The following is a 25826-nucleotide window of genomic DNA, read 5'->3' as shown; positions in this document are numbered from 1 at the left end:
GCATCAGTAGTAACTAACGTGAGTTCGAAACAAGGATAGCGAATGGAATTGACTCGGTCGAAACAGGATGTGCCTGTAAAAGAGGTCGTACCGTTTAAGCCAGTTATCAAAGAGAAAACGGAATTACACGAGACGGCTTATCCTTTATTAATTGCTTATTTACACGCGTTGCGTAAACATAATTCGGTGCACAATAAAATCGATGAGCTTAATGAAAGTGCATATGCTCGTCATAAATATAATTATACCTGTGAGCATAATTTATTATTCTTTCTTCTTACTACAGAACAGTTTAAAAAGATTCGCGAACTATTTCAAGATCACAAGGTGGAATTGGCCCGAACACACATAGTGTTTCATTATATTAAAAAGCGGAGACTCCATAAAAAAAGAGCAACAAATCATCATTTTTTCCAGCATTTAAATGCGGCGAATGATGAATTGTCTAGGTCTAAACATAAGGATGACGAATCATCCAAATTCGTTAAAAATCCATATCTATTTTTCAAGAAACGTAGCCTTGATGCAGCGCAACGACACCAATATTTTGAATGCTTAGCGGACTCCGCATCCCTTGATTACGCGGCACTACATCAAGGCTACAACTGAGGTTACATCGTCATAGATGGTTCAATAGCTAACTCCAAATCCATATCCGCAGTTATTTTTCTTGCAGATGTAGTTGTAGCTAATAGACTATTTCTTCTTAAGCCTTCACTAATCGTAACTCGGGTGGCTGGTATCTGCCAAGCGGGCTGCGTGGTAACTGGGATTTGCACAGGTAATGCGGTTTGTGGCGTTTGGATTGCTGCTCTTCCTGGATTGAGAATCGCCTCTTCTTCCGCAATGGTTTGGAGTTGCGTCGAGGTGAGTGGCTGCAGTTTTCCCTCGTAAAAGAAAGGTAAAACACGTAACTTGAATACCAAACGAAAAGCATCCCATGTATTCGATACCTCGGTATAGCCATTATTTTTCGGATCAGCAAAGATTGCTTCTAATTGAGATGGAGATAAGGTATTAATTTCACTGATGTGAGTACGACGATAAACCTTATTGTCTTCGCCAAGAATAATCAATGGTTGAGGTTGGCGATATTTCTCATCAATATCCGGCATACTTTCTAACCCGCCATACTTGTTTTGTCGTGGTATTGCTTCTCCTATGAATACCTTATCGAGATCCGCTAAAGAACTTTGCATACCGGCAATACAGGCTACTTTATTAAAATGGTTGTTGGGGGCATCAAAGTCACCATCTCCGCCAGCTATAACAGGTGGGTCTTGGGGATTCGGACTGGGGTCATACGGTTTTTTAGTATAAACCGAGACCCGATTTAGTTCATCATGTAGATTATTGACTAAAATACTGCCTAAAGTTCCGAAGCGCTCAGGTAATATGGTTCGTAAATCACCCATAAACGCACCATGGCCTGCTGCAAAATGGTCCGTATAATAATGGAAGCAAAAATATTCCATGCTTAGAGAAAGTGCTTGATAGCGGTAAGATAGGTCTTGCAAAGTCTCTGTTGATAAACCATTGGGTGTATTTTCTAAGATGCCGCGAATGCGATTAAACTCCGCATTATTAGATTGATAATCAGTATTATCTGCGAGTTGTTTTAACTCATAAGAGAGGCGGGCATATTGCAGGGCAAGATGATGACCAATTGTATAAACACGCACTGACCAGGGAGTAAAATGAGATAAATTCCGATTTAATATTTCACTATAATTATTTACGCGCAAAGCAAACATAATTTGTTGCACATAAGAATTTAGGGTTGAAGAAAAAGGAATATAGTTTGCACTGTTAATGGTTAAAATCGTGTCGATGTCTTCTTGAGTGACTTCTTCATTAGCAAATCGTTTGTACGAGCAAACCAACTTTTGGGCTTGGTCGTCAGTAATTGGCATCCTATTTAATAATTGTCCTAGAGTTTCACATGTGCCATCCCTGGTAAATGCTGCTTTATTGAGCTTAAAGTCATTAACCATTGGCAATTCATAGGCTACTTCTCGGCCACCAAAATAATCACCTGACATTCCTACAATTGTCCCAGCAGTTACATCGTTCAGATTAATTGATACAGGCATGTCATTAGCATCAAGACCCTGAATATCTATAAGCGGAGTGCCATCGGGAGCAGATTTGACATACGGGTTATCCTTATATAATTCCATCCGTAGTCTAGTTGCATTACCTAGTTCAATATGTTCATCTGTTTCCATTGCTGCAATCTCCTTATTGTTTCTATTTCTTCTTCAAAATACCGCCCTTTTTGACAATTGCTATCGTAATGGAGCAAACAAACCAAAAGCACCTCAATGAATGATGTACCTGGAAATCTGATGGTTTGACGACTGTGAGCGTAGGTCTCCCCTTCCTTCTAAATAGGAAGGAGGGGGTATTGAAATAAAGCGGAGGAGTGTATCAAATCAAAAACGGAACGATTTTGTATGGAACCAACTCACAATATTTACTCCAATAATGACCGTATTTCTCAGAGCATCTTTGATCATCACGAAAAGCACGATCGATTAAAAGAACGGTTAGAAAACAAATATAGAAGTAGGGAGAGAAATTTTCAAATAAAGCAGGCACCGACCAAAAAAATGTACCGGCAAGTTCAGGAATGTAATGAAAATGTCGAGCAACACCCCACCAACCTGAAGCGAGAAGGATCGTTTCTTTTTTATCGCCTTTAGTGGTTTGGTAATGAGCTACTAAAGTAACCGGTTTTTTACCCCAAACTTTACAATTACCATCAGTTGCTCGGGTTACTAATCGTTGCTTGTCTGCAAGATAATTAATAATAATTCCAGCTGCACCTAAAATAAAGAAGGTCGTTGCTAGCCAAGGGCTTAATTGAATTGGATGTAATACTAAGTACATGCTTGGTGAGGTGTAGATACATGGAACCCAAACCAGACAACCCCAGCAAATATAAAAACCAGCCCGATCGTGCATGATGTCCAGAGAGCGTAAATAACCTTTTTCCCAGAGATAGAATTTTCCTAAATAGATGAACTGTAAGGCAACAGAGACTAGCATGGAATTAGAGATACCACTTAATTCACTTTGTTTGGCACAATAAGAGATCAGGAATAATCCCCAGCTCATCATACCGAAACGGCAGGTAATAAATTTTTTAATGCTAAAACCTAAAACTTTTGGATAAAGCTCGGTACCCCAGTAGTAGTCAAATATAAAATTGTTGGTAATACCTGAATCTGTGCTTGATGGAGCAAAACGTCCTTTAAGGTATAAGAACAAACAAAATACAAGGCTAAAAATGTTTAATGCACCGAATAGGGCTCCCAAATTATCGTAGAGAATTGTTGCTGGAAATAAATTCAAACCAAAACTGGCCACACAAAAAAGACCCATAGTGGTAACAAAGGCTAAAGGGCCATTTTCTTTATAGGTAGGGACATTTCCTTTAGGAGTAATTGGGCCATCAAATGCTTTACCTGGCAGTAAACGCATTAAGGCTAATTGAAAAACGATAAAGGTAAAAATAATTTTCCAGGCAGTAGCTGAGCCCCAAAAATAAGGTTGCCAGACGTTGTAGATTGTTTGAAAAAAACCTTGCTCATTCATGAGGCTCCAGAGTGTTGATAAAGAGCCTTTAAGTTCCGTATTGGTATACCACATTAGCATGACAAAAATAGGGCAGGTAAGAATTAACAATAATGGCCCTAGGGTATTCCTAATTTTAAAATACATATGCGTCCCTACATTAGTTATGGAGGGATAAGCGTATCATAATAGAGGAATTTTAGGCTACAATTTATGGCGTTAACTTTTTAAGGATAGATTATGAACAAAATTAAGTGTAAAGGAGTGTTCGCTCTAGGTGCTCTTGCTTTGTTGGGAGCATCCATAAGTCATGCTGCTATGGTGACGAGTGAAGTAACTAATGCAGCAGGTGCTGTACTAGGAAAAATTACTTTTGAAGACAGTAAATTTGGTTTATTAGTTAAGCCTCAACTTTCTGGTCTTCTCGCAGGTGCTCGTGGTTTTCATATTCATCAACATCCTGATTGTGGCGATCATGCAATGAAGGCCGGTGGGCATTTAGATCCCGCAGCGACCAATAGTCACCAAGGCCCTTACGGACAAGGTCATTTAGGTGATTTGCCTGTATTAGTAGTAGATAGTAAAGGCATGGCCAATACACCTACTTTAGCCCCACGTTTAACTACAAAAGAAATCCAGGGTCACTCTGTCATGATTCATGAAGGTGGCGATAATTACAGCGATAATCCTGCTTTGGGTGGCGGGGGCGCTCGTATTGGCTGTGGTAAAATTTCCGGGTAGTTATTCGCTTAATCGTGCCGGCTTAAAGAATGTAGCTTTTGGAATCGGAACTACTCATTCACTTTCGAATTCTCATACACTTGACCGTGGGATCCTGGTATATTGCAACACCGAGGGATCCCGTGTTCAGACTGCTGTTTATGTTGTGCCTCTACGTTTTAATACTTTACTCGGAGTATTCTCAACGGCAGAGTGATCATAAGCAGACTCTCCATGCTCAATAATGTCTGTACCCTGGATTTCTTCTTTAGGGTTTGTACGGATATTCATGATGTTTTTTAATAAAAATAAAATTAATGCCGTACCTGTAGATGGGACAAGCCAACATAGGTTAAGTCGCCAATCCATTATTTAGATGTAGTCTGGTTGCTTGCAATCAGGTTTTCATTTATTCGGACTTAAAACCCCGCAGGTTTATTCGTCATTAAATAAAAAACAATAATTAAACTAATAAACGCAGGCCAGCCTAAGCAAAACCAGTACTTAAAATAACGGTAGTAAATTGGAGGGAGTACGGTTTTATTTTCTTCCGCTTCAACAGCAAAATCGCGCATTTTAATTTGCAGATACACAACAGGAAACCAACAACAAGCAGCGATTGCATAACCAATAATGGAACCCATAACCCATAAAGAGGTCCACGCATAGCCTGCTAAATAAACCATCCATAAGCCAGTGAGAGGTTGGAGGAAACCTGAAGTCCCAGTAAAGATCCAATCGGCTAAAACCACATAGCGTGTGGTCGCGGCAATTACCTGGGTGTTTCCCGTGCGATGACCATAGAGCATCGTACAGGCAGTGCCTATGCCGGTGCCAAAAAGTATGGTCGAACTCAAAACATGAATGAATTTAAGCAAAAAATAGATCATTACCGATCAGACTCCAAAGACATAGAAACCAATATAGCTACCAATAGTGGAATATTTTTTGCCAAAGGAGCAAAAGGTTCAAACCACAACGAGGGAAGCTTCAACGTAAGTATGACACTATAGCCTATTATCAAGATAATTTGTAAGAGTCCAACTTTCGCAGATTTTGAGCACAAGATGGCTACACCTAGTGCCGCATCAAGAATGCTCGCTCCATAAAATAAAATAGGTTGCCAAAATGTGCTAACACCAATTTGTGCCAACAGTTCATAAGATGAGGCTCGAGGATAGATGAATAAACAACAAATCGCGGTGAATAGCCAAATAAAGGCAATGCTAAATTTTAACAGTGGCTTGAGAAAATACAGTCGCGAATGCCAACGATCTTGTATTGAGCTGGGATGGCTATAGAGGCCTGTGGTGAATTCTCTAGGGGTAAAACCAATTTGTTTGTGGAACTTTTGGGTCTCCTCACTACTGGTCACATTGTTTTGAAAGAGTAATTTATACGAGTTGGTATTAAAAATGGAGTAGGGGATGCGATCACCAATCAATGCTCCCAAACGAATTAATTTTAAAGGAACATGAATTAATTTAGTTTTGGAAAAACCTAACCAGGTACGCATCTGAGTTAAAACATTCGCTAAGTTAATGCGTTTCGCACTTACGGCATTTAAGATTAAATTGTGAGCTAAGGGTTGCTCCATGAGCCTGACGACGGCCTTTGATAAATCTTCTAAATAAATGGGTTGAAACTCTTGGTTGCCTTTATCGGGTACGGGAGTAATCCAGGGCAGTCCTGCTAAACCGCGAAATAAAGAGGAACCGCCATAGGAGCCTCGTCCATAAACTAACGAGGGGCGTAAGATAATTGACTGGACTGGCAGCGTCTGTAAATAATCATCCGCAGCTTTCTTACTGGTTGCATAAACCACATTTGATTGCTCAATACCTAAGGCGGAAATTTGTATAATCTTTTTGACCCCGGTATTAACGCAGGCATCGAATAAGGCGCGGGGAGTATGATAGTGAATTGCCCAGGTTACCTGGTCATTGGGATGGTAAAGGATACCGACACTGTTAATGACAACATCAATATTCGTTAATCGTTCACTCCAAAGTGTACTGGACTGTTCGTGAATAAAATCGCAAGGAATAATGGTCGCTGTTGGAAATAAATTTTGAGTATAAGCGACATCACGGACACAGCAGCTAACTTGATGCCCGGCGGCAATTAAATCGGTAACAATTTGGGAGGCAATAAATCCAGAGGCACCAGTAACCAATACATTCATCGTTTCTCTCCGGGCGCTATAAAAAAATTAGAGTATATACAGCAATGGTTAAGAAATATATCTCATGATTGATAGCTAACTGATCAGGGATGGTCTATGCTCAGTTAAGAATAATTATTAATCAAAGGAGTGATACATCATGAGTTATTCTTTATTGAAGCGCACAGGAATAATCGCTGCTACGGCTTTGTTCTCTTTTTCTGTCTTTGCTGAAGAAGCTACTCCCAAAGAATCATCTGACTTTGCATCAATTTGTACTAATGCCTGGATGGAAAAAGCAGATGCTGCGAAAGATAAAGTGGATTTCAAAAATTTTGGAGAAAAATATTGCACGTGCGCTGCGTCACAACCTTTAGGTAGTGATGAAGCAATACAAAAAGCAATTCATGTATGTATGTCACGCACTTTATTGCATGATGCATTAGATGCAATAGAGGATGATGTGGGTTTAAGTAAAGCGCAAGAAAGTGATTTTCTTCAGTTTTGTCAGGATCGCTGGAACCTTATTTATCCTAACTTAAGCGAAGAAAATAAAAAGGTAACTATGGCTTATTGCGAATGTGCTAAACCTAAAGTTATGACTTTGATTAAACAAGCTGATGGTATAACTGATAAACAATATGATGAAGGTGTTAATGATATTGCTGCAGCATGTTCTGCAGATGCTTTAGCTGAAAAACCAAAAGCATCAACTTCTGCTCCTGTACCAGCAGAATCTCCTGCGCCAGCAACTCATTAGGTTTGAGTGCTGTGTTGTAAACGAAGCACTTCCGTGATTCAACATAGAGGTGCTTTTTTTATTACGCATGAATTAATGTATAGGTCCTTTTCTCGAATTCCCATAGTCAATCCATGGGAGTTCGAAAACGGGGCAAGGATATAGTACTGATGTCGGCTGACATATTGCATCACTGATATTTGTATGTGATGATTGGTAATTCAACATTTCATCTAATACGACTGTGAAAATCCGAACAACTGAAGAACCAGACTGGGCAATCCTAAAAGAAATTCGACTTGCTGCAATCGTTCACTTTTGAATGGTAAGTAGCTGTATCATTACAAAGTGCTTTAGCACGTTTAAGTTCACAATGAGCAGGAACAATCTCTTTCCATATCATAATAAAACCCAGGAATCTTTCCGGAAGTATCACTACGCGCACTAAATAAAGGGATCGCTGTTGCATCAGGATCGGTAATGCTTCTAGGGGTTCTATTTAACAGGTTACGTTTTTCAACGCCTTGTTTTTATTGAGTTATACTATAAACGGTCCTGATAGCCAGAATCCTAGTCATCCCTCAAACTCATAAGGACGAAGAGGGCGTTAATTCTGATGATGGCTTAATTCCAAGCAAATTATTCAATTCTTCAAATAAATGAGGACAATGTCGCAAAACCCCCTCCTTCTTTAAGTCCTTAAATAGCTGGTATAGTGTGTTTTTATCAAAAAGTGAATTAGCAAAAACCTCTTGCGGAGCACTTATTGTTTTTTTAATGCCTGTAGTTCCAACTATGCCATTTAGAGCATGGAACATGAGCTCAAGCGGAGGAATCTTCGTTTTATGGTTTTCTTCACTTTTTTCTGATGTATTAAACAGACAAGTCTGCCATTGACTCCTGATATTTTTTAGTATTTTATCTGTGGTATTGAGCGGAAAAACACAATGTTCTTTAAGAAAATAATTATAAACAAGAATGCTTAAACGACTAATTTTCTCTTTGGTTAAAAAATCGCTGGATTCATTTAATTCAGATGTTGTACTCACCTTTAAACTTTGAACTAACGAATAGACTTCGCGCATTATGAATATGCATGGAATGGTTTCAATACCCGAACATATAGATAAGGCAAAAAGTTTAGTCATCGTTTCAGTTTGATTATCATAATCCATGGAGTTATAGAATCGACTGTGATTTGTTCTCATAGCGAGAGCAATGGGTTCCAGGATAAACGAATTAGATTCTTTAAGCTTGCTAAAGTGCGCATGTCTTTCGGATTCATTTTTCACTAAGTGTCTTTGTTCTTGCACTGTAATCGTATTTACTTCATCAAGTAGATATACATCGAAGGGAATATTGAATTGTAAAAATTGCTCTAATTGCTCGATTTCTTTAGCTGTAAAACTAATGCTAATTGAATCTGACTTGTCAGAGGGATTGCAAATTTCTTTCTTTTTCTGAAAAAAAAAGGGTAGTGAGCTTGCTGATCCCAGCTTTATAAGCACTTTACTAACGGATGGGTTTATCAGGCTTTCATTATGTTCTTTCATTTATTAATCTCATTTAAAGCACGATGTTATACGTGGAACTCAGATTTGAATTTTCAGAAGATATTGTAGATTTTGTTAGTAATTGATTACATCGGTGATCAAAACTAGTCCATTTTAGCAAATAAAGTTGAACTAGTCAAAAATAGCGCATTACGCTATTTATATTTTCATTTAAATCGTGATCATCAAAATGCAAACGAATTACTTACTGGGACCCGGAATTTTTCCAGCCCTCTTTTAGTAAGTCAGTTAACTTAGTAATAATTCATACTGTAAGATAAACAATAACATTGTTTATTACCGAAGCATATCAACTTGATTGGAAAATATGAATTTTATAGTGACAAAGAATGCCTTAATTTACATGAGGTTATAAACAATTTGATAGCCAGCGAAAAAATCAATTTATTGACTATAGCCTAGGCTGGAAAAAGGTTGTAATGGTGTACCGGGAAATTTCATACCTACCTGAAAGGAACCCTACTAGAGTCTGTGAGTAGAAAAATGTTAATTAGCACCCAACCTTAGTCGAAAGATCTCACCTTTCAATACAATCGTATCTCCTGAAGCCATCTTTTTTCTTTTCTGTTTTTCTATTTATTTCTTATTCCATTAATTATGAGTTGTCGCAATCTTTACTTTTTAAGAAATCACAATAAAGGGTTTCAATTTTAGTCCTTGCCCATGGTGTTTTGCGCAGGAATTTAAGGCTTGAATTGATGCTGGGGTTGGAAGAAAAACAGTTAATCTTGACTCTCTCCGCCAAGCCTTCCCAGCCATAACAACTCAATAAACTATTTAAGATAGCCTCTAGAGTAATGCCGTGCAGTGGATCATTAGAAGTTCTGTTCATCAACTATACCTTTTTTTGTTGTGCAGTGCATTAATATCAGCCACGGGGTTACTCGCAATAACTGTTAAATAGGCTCTCGCGGATGATTTCGGTGTGTGCTCACCTTCATTGCTAAAAATTTTAAAATTACCTCTTGCAAAACCGGTGGGGTCCATACATGGCAATGAGGCTTGGGTCATTATTTTAATCATCAAATTAGATTATCTTCATACTCGCACTATCACTATTTTGCTTTGTACTAAAATAAGCACTTAATTTTTGAGTAAGTTCTTCGTTTTGCGCAAGATAGCCAAGGTTAAGAATATCCGGCTCACATAATTCCAATAGAGAAGACTCAGGATTTTGTTCTAGTGTATTTAAAATTTCTTGTAACCCCTCATCTGTAATACTAGTAGAAGAAATATCCATTTTTTTAATAGGAGTATATTTTGTTATCAGTTCGGCAATATGGTGTGCGCTTACATCGGTTATTCCTTCATTACAATTAATATCCAATAATTGAACAGAAGATAGGTTTTCTTTTAGAGAATCAAAAAGGTAAAAAAATTCTTCATCATCTAACCCATTGGTTCCCAAATAGATTTCTTCTAGTGATTGATGGGTTTTTATCGATTCTGCCAGAAATTTAATAGCGCCTTTTGAGTTATTACCAAGAAATTCTAGCTTTTTAACATGAGTGCTATATTTGAGTGCATTGAAAATCTCTTTTGATAATGCAGAATCTAAACTAAGCTGACCGCACTTAACCACTTCTAGAGTTGGATCATTAGCAGTAAGTCTGGTTACGATGGTTTGTACGGTATCATTTTTGACACTAAATAAAGTATGCATTTAAGATCTCCTAATAAGTAATTTAAATTAAATTCCATTACGAATAAAAAATTTGAAAATAAATTTATTAATTTTCAATGAGTTGATATTTTTAGAATATCGTTCAATGCCATTGATTGCCACATCTCAACACATGCTAATGACCTTACGACAATTTAAGAAATATCTTACAAATAAATTAGTGTTTTTGGAACACATACTTTTAGAAAAATTAGCTATACTGTATCTGTTTGGCGCGGCTGGGATCTTGGCTGGATATTAACCTGCGAAAGATTGCAGCTGTCGCACAAACACGAATACAATGTTACTCGTAGTATGATGCACTCCTGGTGATGACAATGGCTTCTTACTGAAGCTTCAATATTGAGCTCCCATATCCTTTGACCCCATGTTTAAGCATTCGTTGCTGTACCAAATGCTTAGTTATTACTGTATTAAAATGGAGTCTAGGCTTAATTCTTTACTTAATAAGAGAAATAGTTTCTCTAATGCTAATAGTGATATGTTGCTCCGCTTTGAAGTGTTGGTTGAAGGGAGTGCTGCTCATTAGTAGCAAATAAATTCACGACAAGCGGTTCTTCTTCTAATGTTGTTGTTATTTGAGGGCGAGTTCCCAACAGCTTAGACATTACTGATGGTGAATCATCCGAAGCAGGGTCAACTGTATTGTTATTTTGCGTTGCTGTAGTCACAATGTCTTGTTGTTTAAAACGATATAAATTGCTTAAAACTACCGTCGTTTCAAGTACCATTAAAGCAATGCCAATGGGGGGGGTTATGCTAAAACCTAGAGCAACAAATAGTCCTGACGCAACTAAAGTAATAGTCGAATTATAAGTTAAGCTCACAAAATAGTTTTGAATAATATTTTGTTTTCCTTTTTGAGCCAGATCAAATGCTGTTACAATAGGGAATAATAAACCTTGATGCACGACGATTCCGGCAAATTTTTTGGCGCTGTTATCGCCAATCTTTGATTCAACAGCAATACCTATATGAGCGCCTGCAATTGCTGCGGAATCATTGGCCGCATCGCCAACCATAGCGACTTTAAATCCTTTATTTCTTAGTTCTTGAATGTAACTAATTTTAGATACTTCATGGTTTTGAGTGCTTACTCCGACAGCGTTAGCACAAATATTTTTTTCATCAATACCTAATAAGGTAGCATATCGTTTTGCAGTTTCCTGAGACGCCCCGGTACAAATATGTACGGTTTTACCAAACTGTTTTAATTGTTTGATGGTTGTAATCGCATCCTCGCGTAATGGATCCATTAAGGCGATTTGCCCAATTACAGTGTTGCCACGAACAATATAAGTAGAACCATTTTTAGGGTCATTATACGGTTCATTAATTTCCATAATGCTGTTTGCTAACAGCATGTCTTCATTACCTACGATAAACTGTTCGCCATTGATAACCGCTTTTATACCTGAGTGGTGTTCTTTATCGATGTCGGTGATTTCTAATGGCTCATCACTAATATCTTCTTGGCTCTGAATATAAGCAGCGATGGTTTTGGCAGCAGGGTGATTGGCATTGCGTTCTAATAAGGCGATATGGGCTAATAGCTTTCTATCACTAATTTGCAGATTTTGTACCTGCATTTTACCTTGAGTAAGGGTGCCGTTTAAATCAAAAACAATCGTATCAATGTCGGCTGCTGCTTGTAGCGCTGCTCCATTACTAAACTGAATCCCTTGTTCAGCAGCTTTGTTCATGCCGATTTTAACTGCCATTGGGGTAACTAAACTTAAGGCACAGGGGCATGCACTGACAAGAACGGAGATAACACATTGAATAGCTGGCGCAATACCAAATAATGAACCAATAATGACACCGGATACAGCTGCTGTGACGAGTAAGCCGGGAATAAAATAATCCAATATTTTATTCGCAATTAATTCAATGGGCGCTTTTTCATCATTGGCTTCCTTAATACCTTTGGCGACTACAGAAAGATAAGAATTGTTATAGGTTTTGGTAACACGCATTTCTAGCGAAGGAATATGCTTGGCTAAGCGCATGCCTGACTTCACGTTGTCCCCTGCTTTAAAGCTTTTAAGCTCAGGAGAACCATCGACTCGAGTGGTGTAAAGTAGAGCATCTGTAGTTAATACGCCATCAACAGGAATTACATCGCCTTTTTGAATAACAATCAGATTCTCAGGGACTAAGTTTTTAACGGAAACTTTTTTATCTTCTTCGCCTTTTAATAAGACTTTTTTAGGAAGGCAATCAAGGACATCTAATTTTTTATTGATTTGATCAATTAGGCTATGTTCAATCCCTTCTCCTAAATGCCAAAAACCTAATACTAAGGGAGCGGCTTCAAACATCATTGGTAAACCTGGAATCAGGATACTGGCAATCGATACAGCGAGAATACTAAGGGTGCTAATGGTATATAAAGTCGTCATATCCCATTTGTTGTTAGGAAGGGTATGGCCTCCATTGGCTGTGATTAAGTTTTTAATTTGTCTCGTTGTCAAGGTCAGTGAACTAGAGTTCTGCCCATTTATTTCATTCAACGTTTCTTTGAATAGAGATAAGTCATCAATTTTTACCTTTCTACTTTCCCCATTTGTATTAACATAAAACAGCTCATCTTTGCAAAATATGTAGCTATTGGGGTATTCGCTCGGTTCTTTAGACAATTCGGACATCAAATGAAGGCCGCACTCTCTGCGAAATGAATTCCAGGCTGATTGGTAAACGGTGTGTCCCAGATATAAGGTCATCAGCGAAGTAAGTCCGGTGATGGCATAGTAGGCGGCAATGGGAATGCTAAAGCCCCCAACCGATAAGACGAGCAAACTTGCTCCCCAAACCAAACCTAATGTAGCTTTAAACCAATGGTTGTCATGGTGATCTCCATGATGATGATCGTGGCTATGTCCATGATGGTCATGAGAATGGTTATGGTGGCTATGTTTGTGATGGTTGTGTGCTTTATTTTTCTTTTGTTTACTCATATGATCACTTGGTGGACGGTTAGGGGTAAATGAAGTCATATTAACTCTCAAAGTGTTATAGTATAACATTTTGGTGTTGAAGGACAATATACATTGAATAATTTTTATATTAAAAGTAATTTTTACAGCAGAATTCGTAACTTATAAGATGGGTATTTTGATCAATACGATATTTATTGACGTTGTCTGGTTGTTTGTAACCAGGAATTCAATGAAGTGAGTTGATAGGAATAGTAAATAAAAAAAACCTGGTTGCAAGCAACCAGGCTACGTATAGATCTGATTATTATGAAATTAATTTAACTAGATCAGCAACAGCAGTACTTAGAGAAACTTGTTGTGTTTCACCAGTAGCGCGTGATTTATATTCCACACAATTTTGTTCAATGTTTCGGTCACTAACCACCAGGCGATGCGGTATACCAATTAAATCATGGTCAGCAAAGAGGGCGCCTGCACGCTCATTTCGATCATCAAGTAATACTTCAACTCCTGCATTACTAAGTTGTTGGTACAGAGCCTCAGCTTGGTCTTTAACTACTTGAGATTTATGTCCATTCAATGGAATAATTACTATTTGGAACGGCGCAATATTTTGTGGCCAGATAATTCCTTGTTCATCATGGTGTTGCTCGATTGCTGCAGCAACGACACGAGTGATACCTAAACCATAACAACCCATCAACATTGTTTCTAATTGACCTTGCTCATTAATTACAGAGGCATTCATTGCTTTGGCATATTTATCGCCTAATTGGAATACATGACCCACTTCAATACCACGACAAGAGTGCAGTGTACCCTGGCCATCTGGGCTTGGATCCCCATCTTTTACATTACGTAAGTCGTATTCTTGGTAAACTTCGATATCTTTATCCCAAGCAGCATACTGGTAATGTTTATCCGCTTGATTCGCACCACAAACAAACTCATCCATAGCAAGCGCATGGTGATCTGCGATTACTGGAATGGATAAGCCAATAGGTCCTAGTGAGCCAATTGGAGCGTTTAATGTTTTTAGAATGCTTTCTTCATCAATAAATTGTAATGGAGAAGCAATGAGAGGATGTTTTGTTGCTTTTACTTCGTTAAGCTCGTCATCACCACGTAAAACCAAAGCAACCATAGGATGTTCTTTACCGCGTACAATTAAAGTCTTGATCATCTTGCTGCTGGCGATATTTAGGAATTTTGATACTTCAGCAATCGTTTTTTGTTCTGGTGTATCAACCAATGCAATTTTTTGCGTAGTAGGATTTGTTGATTTGGCAGGTTTTAGACTAATTGCTTGTTCTATATTCGCTGCATAGTTACTTACATCACTATAGAAAATTAAGTCTTCGCCAGAATCCGCAAGTACTTGGAACTCATGAGAGGCAGAACCACCAATAGCACCTGTATCTGCTTCTACGGCACGATATTTTAGACCCATACGATCAAAAATACGGCAATAAGCCTGGTACATGTCTTGATAAGTTTTTTGTAAACTTTCTATACCTAAGTGAAATGAATAAGCATCTTTCATAATAAATTCACGGGCACGCATTACACCAAAACGTGGTCTGATTTCATCGCGGAATTTAGTTTGGATTTGATAAAAGTTTGCTGGCAATTGTTTGTAAGATTGCAGCTCATTACGCATAATGTCTGTAATTACTTCTTCATGAGTTGGACCGTAGCAATATTCTCTTTGGTTAGAGTCTGTCATGGTGAGCAGCTGTCCACCAAAAGTTTCCCAACGTCCGGTTTCTTGCCAAAGTTCTGCGGGTTGTACCGATGGCATGAGTACTTCCATGGCATTGGTGCGATTCATTTCTTCACGAACGATTTGTTCTATTTTACGAAGTACTCTAAGTCCTAGAGGCATCCAAGTATAAAGGCCTGAGCCTAGTTTACGGATCATCCCAGTTCTCAACATCAATTGATGAGAAACGATTTCAGCATCGTTAGGAGTTTCTTTTAGGGTAACTAAAAACCATTGTGACGCACGCATTTATGCTCCTGAAAGTAATTTCGTAAATTCAGGCATTATATACCCAAGAAATGCCAAAATACTATTAAAGCGGGGTATTAGGGATACTGTTTTTCTTGATTTTTAAGGTTAGTTACAGGAGTATTCGTTTTTTTGTATACCGCCTCAATGAAAGCCTGCGCTGAGATAGGTTACCAAGCAACGCGTTGTATTGGTTGCGTTGGTAGGGAGTGACTTCTCATTTCAACCGTGGAAGTATTTATAGCAGTAATCATACCACTGTTTCGCTGACTGCTAATTTTGCATAAACGATACGTGTTTGCTGGGCTTTACAGCCCAGCTTGCTTTTAATGGTGTACTTTAGCATCCTTTAATACTTGAGCGATTTTAGAAGCTAAATGAGTATTCTTATCACCATCTAATTGTGCAAGTTCTTTTGCATAATCACTATAGTGTACTTCACCACTTTGAACATTATAAACAGCCCCAACAACGGCAACATCATCCTTTTCAATCATGTCTTGGATTGCTGGGCTGCGCTCATAAATATTTTGCAAAGTATTCGCTACATTTAGCTCAGTAATGTGGTTCACAAAATGGGAATTCTGACCATTACGATTTGATGTGGTTTCTGTTTCGGCATTAATTGCCGGTTTTATTTTGGCTAGCAATTGCGTGATATGTCCTTGCTCTACGCCATTACACGCAGATTGAATTGCGCCGCAACGTGTGTGACCCAAGACAACGATTAGCTTAACACCAACCATATTACAGGCATATTCGATACTGGCCAGAACATCGTCATTAACTACGTTACCCGCAACACGCACACAGAAAATATCACCGAAAGTCATATCAAAAATGGTTTCTACAGGTACCCGTGAGTCAATACAACCTAATACAATAGCAATTGGATGTTGTTCTTTTGCTGTGTATTGAACATCAAGATGAGTTAATCGGTGAATGCGCTCATCAGCTAGAAAGCGGCTATTTCCCTCATTTAAGATGTTAAGTACTTGCGATGGGGATAGGTGAGATTGCACATCATAAGTAGTGACATTAATAAAATTAATATAATTATGAATTTTATAATGCTCTTTGAATCCGGTCAGGTTTGTTGAAATTTGCTTCAGTGGTGCTTGTTCCTCTTTAAACTCTTTCAGTAGTTCAGAAATTTCTTTATCAATATACTGAGTATAATGAGCATCAATAATTAACTGAGAACCATTGGGAATTGAGTCAAGTTCTGCAATTAACGTTGATTTGTTTAAGAATGTTACTTGCTGTGGCAGTATCAGTCGGCTGGTTATTCCATTAGGATAAATCTCTTTAATAATATCAATACGTGCTTGGCTATTTGATTTCAAGATGAAAAATAAGCTTACGGCCAGACCGATTAAAATACCTATCAAAAGATTAAATACAATAATACTAATAACCGTCGCAATAAAGGGAATGAAGCGATCGATACCTTGAGCATAGATTGCGCGATAAATGTCGGGTTTGTTTAATTTATATCCTGTGTAAATGAGAATTGCTGCTAATGAGGATAAGGGGATTTTGTTAAGCGTTCCCGGAATTAACATCACGGCAAAAAGAATAAATACTCCATGTAAAATGATGGACATTTTAGTTCGTGAACCAGCTTGGATGTTAATCGAAGTTCGTACAATCACTGATGTAATCGGGATCCCACCGAGTAGACCTGCGGTCACGTTTCCCACACCTTGAGCGACCAATTCACGGTTAGTAGAGGCATGACGTTTTTGTTTATCCAGACGCTCCCCTGCTTTAAAGTTAAGTAAGGTTTCAAGTGATGCGACAATGGCAATAATAACCCCGTAAAAATAGACTTTGGCATTACTCCATGCAGTCCAGTCAGGATGTACTAATTTACTAATAAAGTCTGAGACACTTTCACTATGGGGAATATTAACCAATTGAGGCGTATCTTGCATCAATTCAGAGTCAGCCCACATATATACTTCATTTAAGAGTACACCCAGAATTACTACAATAATTGGAGCGGGTATTTCCTTAAGCACTTTATTTTTGGTTTTATCAAAGTAGATTAAAATGGCTAAAGAAAAGAGTGTAATTATCATTGCTCCGTTATTAAGGTGATTATAGAGGGTGAGCAGGGGACTTAAGGTAATGACATCCGTAGTTTCCATTAAGTGGGTTTTCAGTTCATTAAAATCACTAGAGTGAGTAAAGGCTAGTGGTAATTCTTTGATAATTAATAAAATACCGATTGCACAAAGTAAACCTTGCACCACATTTGAGGGAACATAATCCGCAACAAACCCCGCTTTTAGGCTACCGATAATAACTTGCAGCATACCGGCAAGAACTAGGGCGAATAGGAAAGAATTGAAGTCTCCTATCTGGGCAACAGCGGTGACTACAACGGCGGCCATCCCTGCAGCGGGACCACTCACGCTGACTTGTGAGCCACTTAATGCACCTACAATAATTCCTCCAATAACACCACTTATGATTCCTGAAAATAGTGGGGCTCCGGAAGCGAGTGCGATTCCTAAGCAGAGTGGAATTGCCACTAGAAATACGACTATCCCTGCGACTAGATCAAACTTTAAATAGCGTTTGGCGTAGATTCGAAATTTACGTACATCAAACATCGTTTCTGCTAGCATGAATAGTATCCTATATTGAAAATTATTTATCAGAGCCTGCTTTAAGTTACTTACTTTTATAAGCCCCGTAATTTTAGACTAAAGTGTAAGCTATTGAAACATAAATGTTACAGAAACGTAACTATTATGTAACGGTTTTGTTAAGATTGGCTTGGGTTGTTGGCTTTACACCCAAAAGAGTTCGTAACGTTCATGGTTTACGGATTTCACGGTGTTGTATTCAGGTTACATTGGCTTTTTTTAAATACATCGAGATGCTTTTGGTCTAAGTGATGTTAGAGAAATTAAATTGAAAACCTGGTTGCTCGCATTGCTCGCAACCAGGTTACAGCAGGAAAAAATGAGGGATGCTTCGCTTAAGATTCTTCAGATGTTTCAAATTCTTCCGCAGAAAAAAGTTCATCTGCTTCGTTTCTGTTTTCAGTAATCAGCTCATGCTCTAAGTTTTTAAAATTCCACATGCTTTGATCCATTAGCTGGCTTGGCTTAATACTTTGTAATGCATGCAAAATATTGCTTGGAACTTTGGGGTTTTCCTCGGCAAGCTGATCAATTAAACGCGCTACTTTTTTACGCATTAAATTTTCTTGGGAGCCACAAAGATTGCAAGGAATGATCGGGAACGCTTGTTCATTGGCAAAAGTAATAATATCTTTTTCTTGTACATAACTTAATGGGCGTATGACGATATGCTTTTTATTATCGCTTAGCAGTTTGGGTGGCATAGAACGAAGGTCACCATTATATAAAATAGACATCATTAATGTACGGATTAAATCATCGCGGTGATGACCCAAAGCAATTTTGTTATAGCCATTTTCTTCTGCATAACGATAAATAATACCCCGGCGTAAGCGTGAGCATAAAGAACAATAGGTTTTACCCTCGGGAACCTTTTCTTTCACGATGCTGTAGGTATCTCGTGTCAAAATTTCATGTTTAATGGAACGATCAGCCAGCCATTGGCGCAGTGTTGAGTCATCCCAGCCAGGTTGTGCTTGATCCAAAGTAAATGAAAACAGTTCAAATTTATTACCTGAACGACGACGTAGTTGATCAAGAATAGTTAACAGCGTGAAGGAATCCTTGCCTCCTGATAAACAGACCATTACGCGGTCACCGCGCTGGATCATATTAAAATCTGCAATGGCTTTGCCAGTGTAATGCAGTAGTTTTTTTTCAACTTGAGACGGATTGGACATGATAAAACCTTGTTATTTGCTTGTCTTACTGGCGATATGAGTGTTAACGCGCATCGTTGCCAGCCATGAATTGACGAGTTGCAGATCATTAACATTTAATGAACCGGCAAAGTATTTTAAAGTCAAAACAGAATTAATCAAGTTGTATTGATCATTAGCTAATTGCTGTTGGGCTTCGAACAAACGTTGTTGTGCGTTTACTACGTCAACCATGGTACGGGTACCTACTTCGAATTGGGCTTCGGTACTTTCTAATGAATTTTGTTGCGAGATAATTGTTTGTCTATCCGCCTTTACTTTGCTAATCCCATCAATGATCGTATTGAATGCGATACGGCTATTCACGACCACGTTGCGATAAGCTTGTTCCATTTGCTCGCTACTTCCTTGGAAATTATGCTGAGCTTGGCGTGTTTGGGAACGAACCAATCCTCCTTGGAAAACAGGGAAATTTAAGGCTAAGGCTACATTCGCTTGTTTCTGGTTTTTTGGAAGCAGGGGGTTATTGTCAGCATTAGTCACCTGGTTAAAGGTTTGAGCACTGTTTCCCTGAATCGCAATGGTAGGCCAGTTACCTGCTGAAAGCGCTTTGACGTTTTCTCGCGCTACGTCAAGATTATATTTTGCGGCAAATAATTTGTAATTTTGCTTTAAGCCGGTATCGACCCAAACATTAACGTTGTTCGGCTCAGGTCTTATCAGCGGGATTTTACCATCACGCAGAGGGGCTAATGCCTCATAAACATGATTGGTTAATTTTCTTAAATTTTCATACTGATTTATTTTATTATTACGAGAGGCAATAACCGTAGCTATAGATTGATCATAGGCGGCTTTAGCTTCATAAACGGAGGTAATTGCATCCAGACCAACTTGAAAACGTTGTTGCGCTTGCTCGTATTGGCGTTTGTTGGCTCTTTTTTTCGCTTCGGCAAATTCTAAAGTGTCTTGCGCATAAAGCACATCAAAATAGGCTTTTGCCGTTCTCAAAATTAAATCTTGTGCTGAATCGTTAAATGTGGCTTGTGCTGCTTTAACATAGGCTTTGGCTTGGCGTACTTTAGCCCATGATTCATAATTGAATAATGCTTGCGAGGCGGTTACTTGCCAAACTGCGGAATTATAATATTGGGTAGTAGCTCCAAAGGCTGAGGAATTATATTCAAAATAATTACGATTTCCCTGGCCAGAAAGGGTGAGTTGTGGAAGCAATGCAGCTCGTGCTTGAGGCACTGCTTCTGCATTGGCCATGTACGTATCATAGGCATTCTTGAAAATCGGATCATTTGCAAGGGCCTGTTGATAAACATCCATTAAGTCTGTTGCATAAGCAAATGAAGACAGTCCCATGGTTATGAGAGAGCAGAACAGCAGCTTTTTCATTATAAGATTCACCCTAAAAATACAGAGTCCGTCTTCCTGCGGCTTTGTGTTGAATAATTTTTTCTTATCACCTAATGCCATTTAGTTAGCAATTATGGCCATTCCCACACTGACAGGAATGACCGATAATGACTTAATGGCAGAATACTAATTCTTGATTTAGAATGTAAATTCTTTTGGCTTGAGCTTATCAATTAATAAAGGAATTCCTGTTTCCAAAAGCATTGATTTTTGCCAATTTCCTTGGTGATCTAATTGGTGTAATACACCTTTCATTACAGGCATGTTTCCTTCAATTGCAAATAATTTTCCGCCTGGTAATACTTGCAACATATGGGTTTCAGTTAACTTTTCTACAGCGCCAGTAAAAATAACAATATCGTAAGGAGCTTTTTCTAACCAACCCTGACAGGCATCGCCAGTAATCAATTCTACATTGTCACAATTATGCGCTTTTAATTTACGGGCTGCATTCGCAGTAAATTCAGAATAGTAATCTACGCTAATTACTTGTTTGCATAATCTGCTCAGTAATGCAGTAAAAAAACCACTACCTGTACCCACTTCAAGAACCGTTTCAGTACCTTTAAGTTCTAAAGACTGAAGAATGATCCCTTCTTCCAATGGAGTAAGCATACGCTGGCCATGCTCTAGAGGAATTTGCATATCTGAATAGGCAAACTGAGTATATTGCTCAGGGACGAATTCATGTCTTGGTATTAAATCATACAAGCTCAGAATTGACTCTTCTAAAACATCACCAGTTCGTAACTGTTGTTTAACCATGTTCGTGCGTGCGTCTTGATAACTCATTTGTTCTACCGTATTCATTGTGTTTAATGGGTTAAAACTCTGCGACCATCTTAGCAAAAAATTAGCTTATGTGCTAAGAAATAATGTCCGAATCCTTAATTTCGTGGTGACTGTGGTTAAAGTTTGTTATGATCCGCAAATTTATCGTAATTCACTTCGAAAAAGCAAATGTATTGTTTGCTTGATAAGGAGCGATGCAACTGTTGTTTCTAAGTTAATGTATAGGAGAGAACCGTGCTTGACCAATTTAGCGATTTTTTGCAAGGCGAATTAGAACAGCTGAAAAGTGAAGGACTCTACAAATCAGAGCGTATCATTGATAGTCAACAACAGGCTGATGTGACCGTAAATCATAAAGAAGTGATTAATCTTTGTGCGAACAATTACTTAGGTTTAGCAAATGATCCTCAATTAATTGCGGAAGGACAAAAAGCACTTGAGCAATACGGTTATGGTATGGCTTCAGTACGGTTTATTTGCGGAACTCAAGCACCACACAAACAACTGGAACAAAAAATTAGCCAGTTTTTAGGTAAAGAAGACACTATATTATATTCTTCTTGTTTTGATGCGAATACTGGTCTTTTTGAAACCTTATTGGGTGAAGAAGATGCGATCATTAGTGATGCCTTGAACCATGCCAGTATTATCGATGGTGTACGTTTATGTAAAGCTGCGCGTTATCGTTATGCAAATAATGATATGAACGCCTTAGAAGATCAGCTCATTGCAGCAAAAGGTGCGCGTTTTCGTTTGATTGCTACCGATGGCGTATTTTCTATGGATGGTATTCTTGCGAACCTCCCCGCTATTTGTGACTTAGCAGACAAGTATGATGCGATGGTTATGGTAGATGATTCGCATGCCGTTGGTTTTATGGGGAAAACAGGTCGTGGTACTCCTGAGCATTTTGGCGTTAGTGAGCGCATTGATATTATTACTGGTACCTTAGGCAAAGCTTTAGGCGGCGCTTCGGGTGGATATACTTCGGCAAATGCAACGATTGTTGAGTGGTTGCGTCAGCGTTCCAGACCTTATTTATTTTCTAATACCCTTGCTCCAGTGATTGCACATACTTCCTGCGTGGTTTTAGATAATTTAATGAAAGATAGCCATTTATCAGAAAAATTAAAGCGTAACAGTACATATTTCCGTGAAGGAATGTCAAAATTAGGCTTTAAGTTAATACCAGGTGAGCATGCAATTATTCCGGTGATGTTAGGAGATGCTAGCTTGGCTGGACGCATGGCTAATCGTTTGCTGGAATTAGGTATTTATGTAGTTGGTTTTTCTTATCCCGTGGTGCCTAAAGGTTTAGCACGTATTCGTACGCAAATGTCTGCAGCACATGAGTTGCACCATTTAGATAAAGCTATTGCTGCATTTGAAACAGTAGGTAAAGAGTTTTCGGTTATATAAATAGGGACATTATATTGGAGCGTCTTCGCACCATAGCGACTGAAGAATAATTCACTATTTTGAGGTAATTAAATGAAATCATTAGTCAAAGCTAAAAGAGAGCCTGGAATTTGGATGGAAGATGTAGCCATTCCTGAATACGGCGTTAATGATGTTTTAATTAAAATTAAGAAAACAGCGATTTGCGGTACTGATATTCATATTTATTCTTGGGATGATTGGGCGCAAGCGACTATTCCTGTTCCTATGACTGTAGGACATGAGTTTGTGGGCGAAATCGTGGCTTTAGGCCAGGAAGTTCAAGGTTTGAGTGTTGGTCAACGCGTTTCTGGTGAAGGGCATATTACTTGTGGTTATTGCCGTAATTGTCGTGCAGGCAAACGCCACCTATGTCGCAATACTTTAGGTGTTGGTGTCAATCGCCCTGGATGTTTTGCTGAATATTTAGCATTGCCGGCCTCGAATGTTATCGTTCTTCCTGACAATATTACAGATGAGCAAGCATCGATTTTTGATCCATTTGGTAATGCAGCTCATTGCGCCTTGTCTTTTGATGTAGTGGGTGAGGATGTTTTAATTACCGGAGCAGGTCCTATCGGTATTATGGCTGCAGCAATCGTTCGCCATATTGGTGCGCGTCATGTTGTGATTACTGATGTGAATGATTACCGTCTGGACTTGGCACGTAAAATGGGTGTTACCCGTGCGGTGAACGTTAAGTATGAAAAACTTTCTGATGTTGTCGCAGAGCTTGGCATGATTGAAGGTTTTGACGTAGGCTTGGAAATGTCAGGTAACCCATTAGCCTTAAATGAAATGATGAAAGCTATGACTCATGGTGGTCATGTTGCAATGTTAGGTATTCCGCCACAAGAAACCCCAATTGACTGGAACCAGGTAATTTTTAAAGGGCTAGTTATTAAAGGTATTTATGGTCGTGAAATGTTTGAAACCTGGTATAAAATGATTGCCATGTTACAAAGTGGACTAGATATTTCACCGGTAACCACGCATCATTTTCCAGTAGATGACTACCAAAATGCATTCCAAATTATGGCATCAGGTCAATCTGGAAAGGTTATTTTAGACTGGACCTAAGATTTTATAGAGTAGGGGCTATTTACATAGTCTTTAAATAAAGCGGAGTTTTTATGTCACAATATATTTTTACCATGAATCGTGTCAGCAAAATTGTTGAAAACCAGCGGTTTATATTAAAGGATATTTCATTAAGTTTTTTTCCTGGCGCAAAGATTGGTGTGTTGGGGTTGAACGGTTCTGGTAAGTCCACGCTGTTACGTATTATGGCAGGAGTAGACACCCAGTTTGAGGGTGAGGCAAGACCACAAGCAGGTATTAAAATTGGTTACCTGGAGCAAGAACCACAGCTCGATTTGGATAAAACGGTGCGCGACATTGTTGAAGAGGGCGTATCTGAGATGAAGCAGCATTTAGTGCGATTCGATGAAATCAGCATGCGTTTTGCTGAGCCAATGAGCGATGATGAAATGAATCAGTTACTTGCTGAACAAGGCGAGTTACAAAACGTCATTGAAGCTGGCGGCGGTTGGGACCTGGATAGAAAGCTGGACATCGCAGCTGATGCACTAAGACTACCTGAGTGGGATGCGATTATTCGCAATCTGTCTGGAGGAGAGCGCCGTCGTGTTGCGTTATGCCGTTTATTACTTTCTAACCCTGATATGTTACTACTTGATGAGCCAACTAACCATTTGGATGCCGAGTCAGTAGCGTGGTTAGAGCATTATTTAGAAGGCTTCCCAGGAACCGTAGTTGCGATTACGCATGATAGATATTTCTTGGATAATGCCGCTGAGTGGATCTTGGAATTAGACCGAGGGGAAGGCTTCCCTTATAAAGGTAATTACACCGCTTGGCTTGAGCAAAAAGAAGCTCGTTTAGAAATGGAAAAGAAACAGGAAGATTCGCATCAACGAACGATTAAGGCTGAGTTAGAGTGGGTACGTACTTCTCCGAAAGGACGTCATGCTAAGAATAAAGCGCGTTTACAACGTTTTGAAGAGATGAATTCTAAAGAGTTCCAGAAACGTAATGAAACCAATGAAATTTATATCCCACCAGGTGAGCGTTTAGGTGAATTAGTATTCGAAGGCGAGCAAATTACTAAAGCATTCGGTGACCGAATCTTAATTGATAAGTTTGACTTCAAATTACCTAAGGGCGGTGTTTTGGGTATCATTGGTCCAAATGGTGCTGGTAAATCAACCTTTTTGAAAATGATTACTGGTCAGGAGCAGCCTGATAGCGGTACTATTCGCATTGGTGAGACAGTACAGTTGGCTTATGTAGATCAGCTTCGCGATGAATTAGATTCGAATAAATCCGTTTGGCAAGAAATTTCCGATGGCCACGATATTATGCAGGTGGGTAGTTTCCAAATGCCTTCGCGTGCTTATGTTGGACGGTTTAACTTTAAAGGAACTGATCAGCAAAAGAAAATGTCCCAACTTTCTGGGGGAGAGCGCAACCGCGTACATTTAGCAAAATTGCTAAAGAGTGGTTGTAACGTCTTACTACTTGATGAACCCAGTAACGATTTGGATGTTGAAACCTTACGTGCGCTGGAAGAGGCACTGTTAAACTTTCCTGGTTGCGCTGTGATTATTTCGCATGATAGATGGTTCTTGGATCGAATTTGTACCCATTTCATGGCGTTTGAAGGTGATTCACAAATTGTCTTTATTGAAGGAAACTACAGTGATTATGAAGCAGATAGAAAACGCCGTTTAGGTGATGCTGCAAATAGACCTTCGCGGATTAAATACAAAAAGTTAGAATCTTAAGAGTGTTTTATATTGCTGTTAGGTGAATAAGATGTTAGCTCTATCGACTTCCCGCAGCTTGTCTGCGGGAGCCTGAAATCTTGCTACATTGCTGGATTCCACGGACATGCCGCGGAGGGTCGAATAGGGTTCTGAACC

At 38.9% G+C, this 25826-nt stretch carries 20 protein-coding genes; 6 read left to right on the top strand and 14 right to left on the bottom strand.

Translation table 11 applies throughout. The features are described 5' to 3' along the window. Positions 1 to 42: 42 nt before the first annotated feature. Complete coding sequence (locus ACQY7T_RS14740) at positions 43 to 609, top strand: hypothetical protein (RefSeq protein WP_428414300.1); 567 nt, start codon at positions 43 to 45, stop codon at positions 607 to 609. Between the two features lie 2 nt (positions 610 to 611). Here ACQY7T_RS14740 and ACQY7T_RS14735 read toward each other — a convergent pair whose 3' ends face one another. Together ACQY7T_RS14735 and ACQY7T_RS14730 are read right to left on the bottom strand one after the other, a co-directional pair. After that, positions 612 to 2228, bottom strand: a complete 1617-nt coding sequence (locus ACQY7T_RS14735; protein ID WP_428414299.1) for a hypothetical protein — start codon at positions 2226 to 2228, stop codon at positions 612 to 614. Positions 2229 to 2430: 202 nt separating this feature from the next. Beyond that, entirely contained in the window at positions 2431 to 3726 is a 1296-nt protein-coding gene (locus ACQY7T_RS14730) for a 7-dehydrocholesterol reductase (RefSeq protein WP_428414298.1), read from the bottom strand. Between the two features lie 93 nt (positions 3727 to 3819). Between ACQY7T_RS14730 and ACQY7T_RS14725 the strand changes: the two genes are divergently transcribed. Next, positions 3820 to 4320 carry a superoxide dismutase family protein gene (locus ACQY7T_RS14725; RefSeq protein WP_428414296.1) on the top strand — a complete coding sequence of 167 codons (501 nt, stop codon included), beginning with the start codon at positions 3820 to 3822 and terminating at the stop codon, positions 4318 to 4320. A gap of 138 nt (positions 4321 to 4458) precedes the next feature. On the opposite strand, the gene ACQY7T_RS14720 is transcribed toward ACQY7T_RS14725, so the two are convergent. From ACQY7T_RS14720 to ACQY7T_RS14710, 3 genes are read right to left on the bottom strand one after another with little or no spacing between them, the layout of a single operon-like run. Next, positions 4459 to 4668, bottom strand: coding sequence for a hypothetical protein (locus ACQY7T_RS14720; RefSeq protein WP_428414295.1), 210 nt, complete (start codon positions 4666 to 4668; stop codon positions 4459 to 4461). Positions 4669 to 4718: 50 nt separating this feature from the next. Next, positions 4719 to 5189, bottom strand: coding sequence for a DUF2269 family protein (locus ACQY7T_RS14715; RefSeq protein ID WP_428414294.1), 471 nt, complete (start codon positions 5187 to 5189; stop codon positions 4719 to 4721). Beyond that, positions 5189 to 6484: an NAD(P)H-binding protein gene (locus tag ACQY7T_RS14710; protein WP_428414293.1), complete on the bottom strand. Its 1296-nt coding sequence runs from the start codon at positions 6482 to 6484 to the stop codon at positions 5189 to 5191. The genes ACQY7T_RS14715 and ACQY7T_RS14710 overlap by 1 nt, the downstream gene beginning before the upstream one ends. A gap of 139 nt (positions 6485 to 6623) precedes the next feature. Here ACQY7T_RS14710 and ACQY7T_RS14705 point away from each other — a divergent pair, with 139 nt between their 5' ends. Continuing rightward, positions 6624 to 7223, top strand: a complete 600-nt coding sequence (locus tag ACQY7T_RS14705; protein WP_428414291.1) for a hypothetical protein — start codon at positions 6624 to 6626, stop codon at positions 7221 to 7223. A gap of 566 nt (positions 7224 to 7789) precedes the next feature. On the opposite strand, the gene ACQY7T_RS14700 is transcribed toward ACQY7T_RS14705, so the two are convergent. The 9 genes from ACQY7T_RS14700 to ACQY7T_RS14660 all read right to left on the bottom strand — a co-directional run bounded on the left by ACQY7T_RS14700 (position 7790) and on the right by ACQY7T_RS14660 (position 21444). Further along, a complete protein-coding gene (locus ACQY7T_RS14700) occupies positions 7790 to 8755 on the bottom strand; it encodes a hypothetical protein (protein ID WP_428414290.1) in 966 nt (321 codons plus the stop codon). Positions 8756 to 9371: 616 nt separating this feature from the next. After that, a complete protein-coding gene (locus ACQY7T_RS14695) occupies positions 9372 to 9608 on the bottom strand; it encodes a VF530 family DNA-binding protein (protein ID WP_428414289.1) in 237 nt (78 codons plus the stop codon). Positions 9609 to 9803: 195 nt separating this feature from the next. Beyond that, complete coding sequence (locus ACQY7T_RS14690; protein ID WP_428414288.1) at positions 9804 to 10439, bottom strand: hypothetical protein; 636 nt, start codon at positions 10437 to 10439, stop codon at positions 9804 to 9806. 491 nt (positions 10440 to 10930) lie between these two features. Then, a complete protein-coding gene (locus tag ACQY7T_RS14685) occupies positions 10931 to 13456 on the bottom strand; it encodes a heavy metal translocating P-type ATPase (RefSeq protein WP_428414287.1) in 2526 nt (841 codons plus the stop codon). 247 nt (positions 13457 to 13703) lie between these two features. Further along, entirely contained in the window at positions 13704 to 15410 is a 1707-nt protein-coding gene (locus ACQY7T_RS14680; protein ID WP_428414286.1) for a proline--tRNA ligase, read from the bottom strand. Positions 15411 to 15736: 326 nt separating this feature from the next. After that, a complete protein-coding gene (locus ACQY7T_RS14675; protein WP_428414285.1) occupies positions 15737 to 18046 on the bottom strand; it encodes a bifunctional SulP family inorganic anion transporter/carbonic anhydrase in 2310 nt (769 codons plus the stop codon). 356 nt (positions 18047 to 18402) lie between these two features. Further along, positions 18403 to 19248: a tRNA 2-thiocytidine(32) synthetase TtcA gene (ttcA, locus tag ACQY7T_RS14670; protein ID WP_428414284.1), complete on the bottom strand. Its 846-nt coding sequence runs from the start codon at positions 19246 to 19248 to the stop codon at positions 18403 to 18405. Positions 19249 to 19260: 12 nt separating this feature from the next. Then, on the bottom strand, positions 19261 to 20631 hold the full coding sequence (locus ACQY7T_RS14665; RefSeq protein WP_428414283.1) for a TolC family outer membrane protein: 1371 nt from the start codon (positions 20629 to 20631) through the stop codon (positions 19261 to 19263). A gap of 159 nt (positions 20632 to 20790) precedes the next feature. After that, complete coding sequence (locus ACQY7T_RS14660) at positions 20791 to 21444, bottom strand: protein-L-isoaspartate O-methyltransferase family protein (RefSeq protein WP_428414282.1); 654 nt, start codon at positions 21442 to 21444, stop codon at positions 20791 to 20793. A gap of 234 nt (positions 21445 to 21678) precedes the next feature. On the opposite strand from ACQY7T_RS14660, the gene ACQY7T_RS14655 reads away from it, so the two are divergent. From ACQY7T_RS14655 to ettA, 3 genes are all read left to right on the top strand, one after another. After that, positions 21679 to 22863: a glycine C-acetyltransferase gene (locus tag ACQY7T_RS14655; protein WP_428414281.1), complete on the top strand. Its 1185-nt coding sequence runs from the start codon at positions 21679 to 21681 to the stop codon at positions 22861 to 22863. Between the two features lie 72 nt (positions 22864 to 22935). Then, positions 22936 to 23961, top strand: a complete 1026-nt coding sequence (gene tdh, locus ACQY7T_RS14650; protein ID WP_428414279.1) for an L-threonine 3-dehydrogenase — start codon at positions 22936 to 22938, stop codon at positions 23959 to 23961. A gap of 53 nt (positions 23962 to 24014) precedes the next feature. Beyond that, positions 24015 to 25688: an energy-dependent translational throttle protein EttA gene (gene ettA / locus ACQY7T_RS14645; RefSeq protein ID WP_428414278.1), complete on the top strand. Its 1674-nt coding sequence runs from the start codon at positions 24015 to 24017 to the stop codon at positions 25686 to 25688. Positions 25689 to 25826 lie beyond the last annotated feature (138 nt).

The organism is Legionella sp., from assembly GCF_965140895.1.
Lineage (GTDB): Bacteria > Pseudomonadota > Gammaproteobacteria > Legionellales > Legionellaceae > Legionella.
This window is presented reverse-complemented; position numbering and strand designations above follow the sequence as displayed.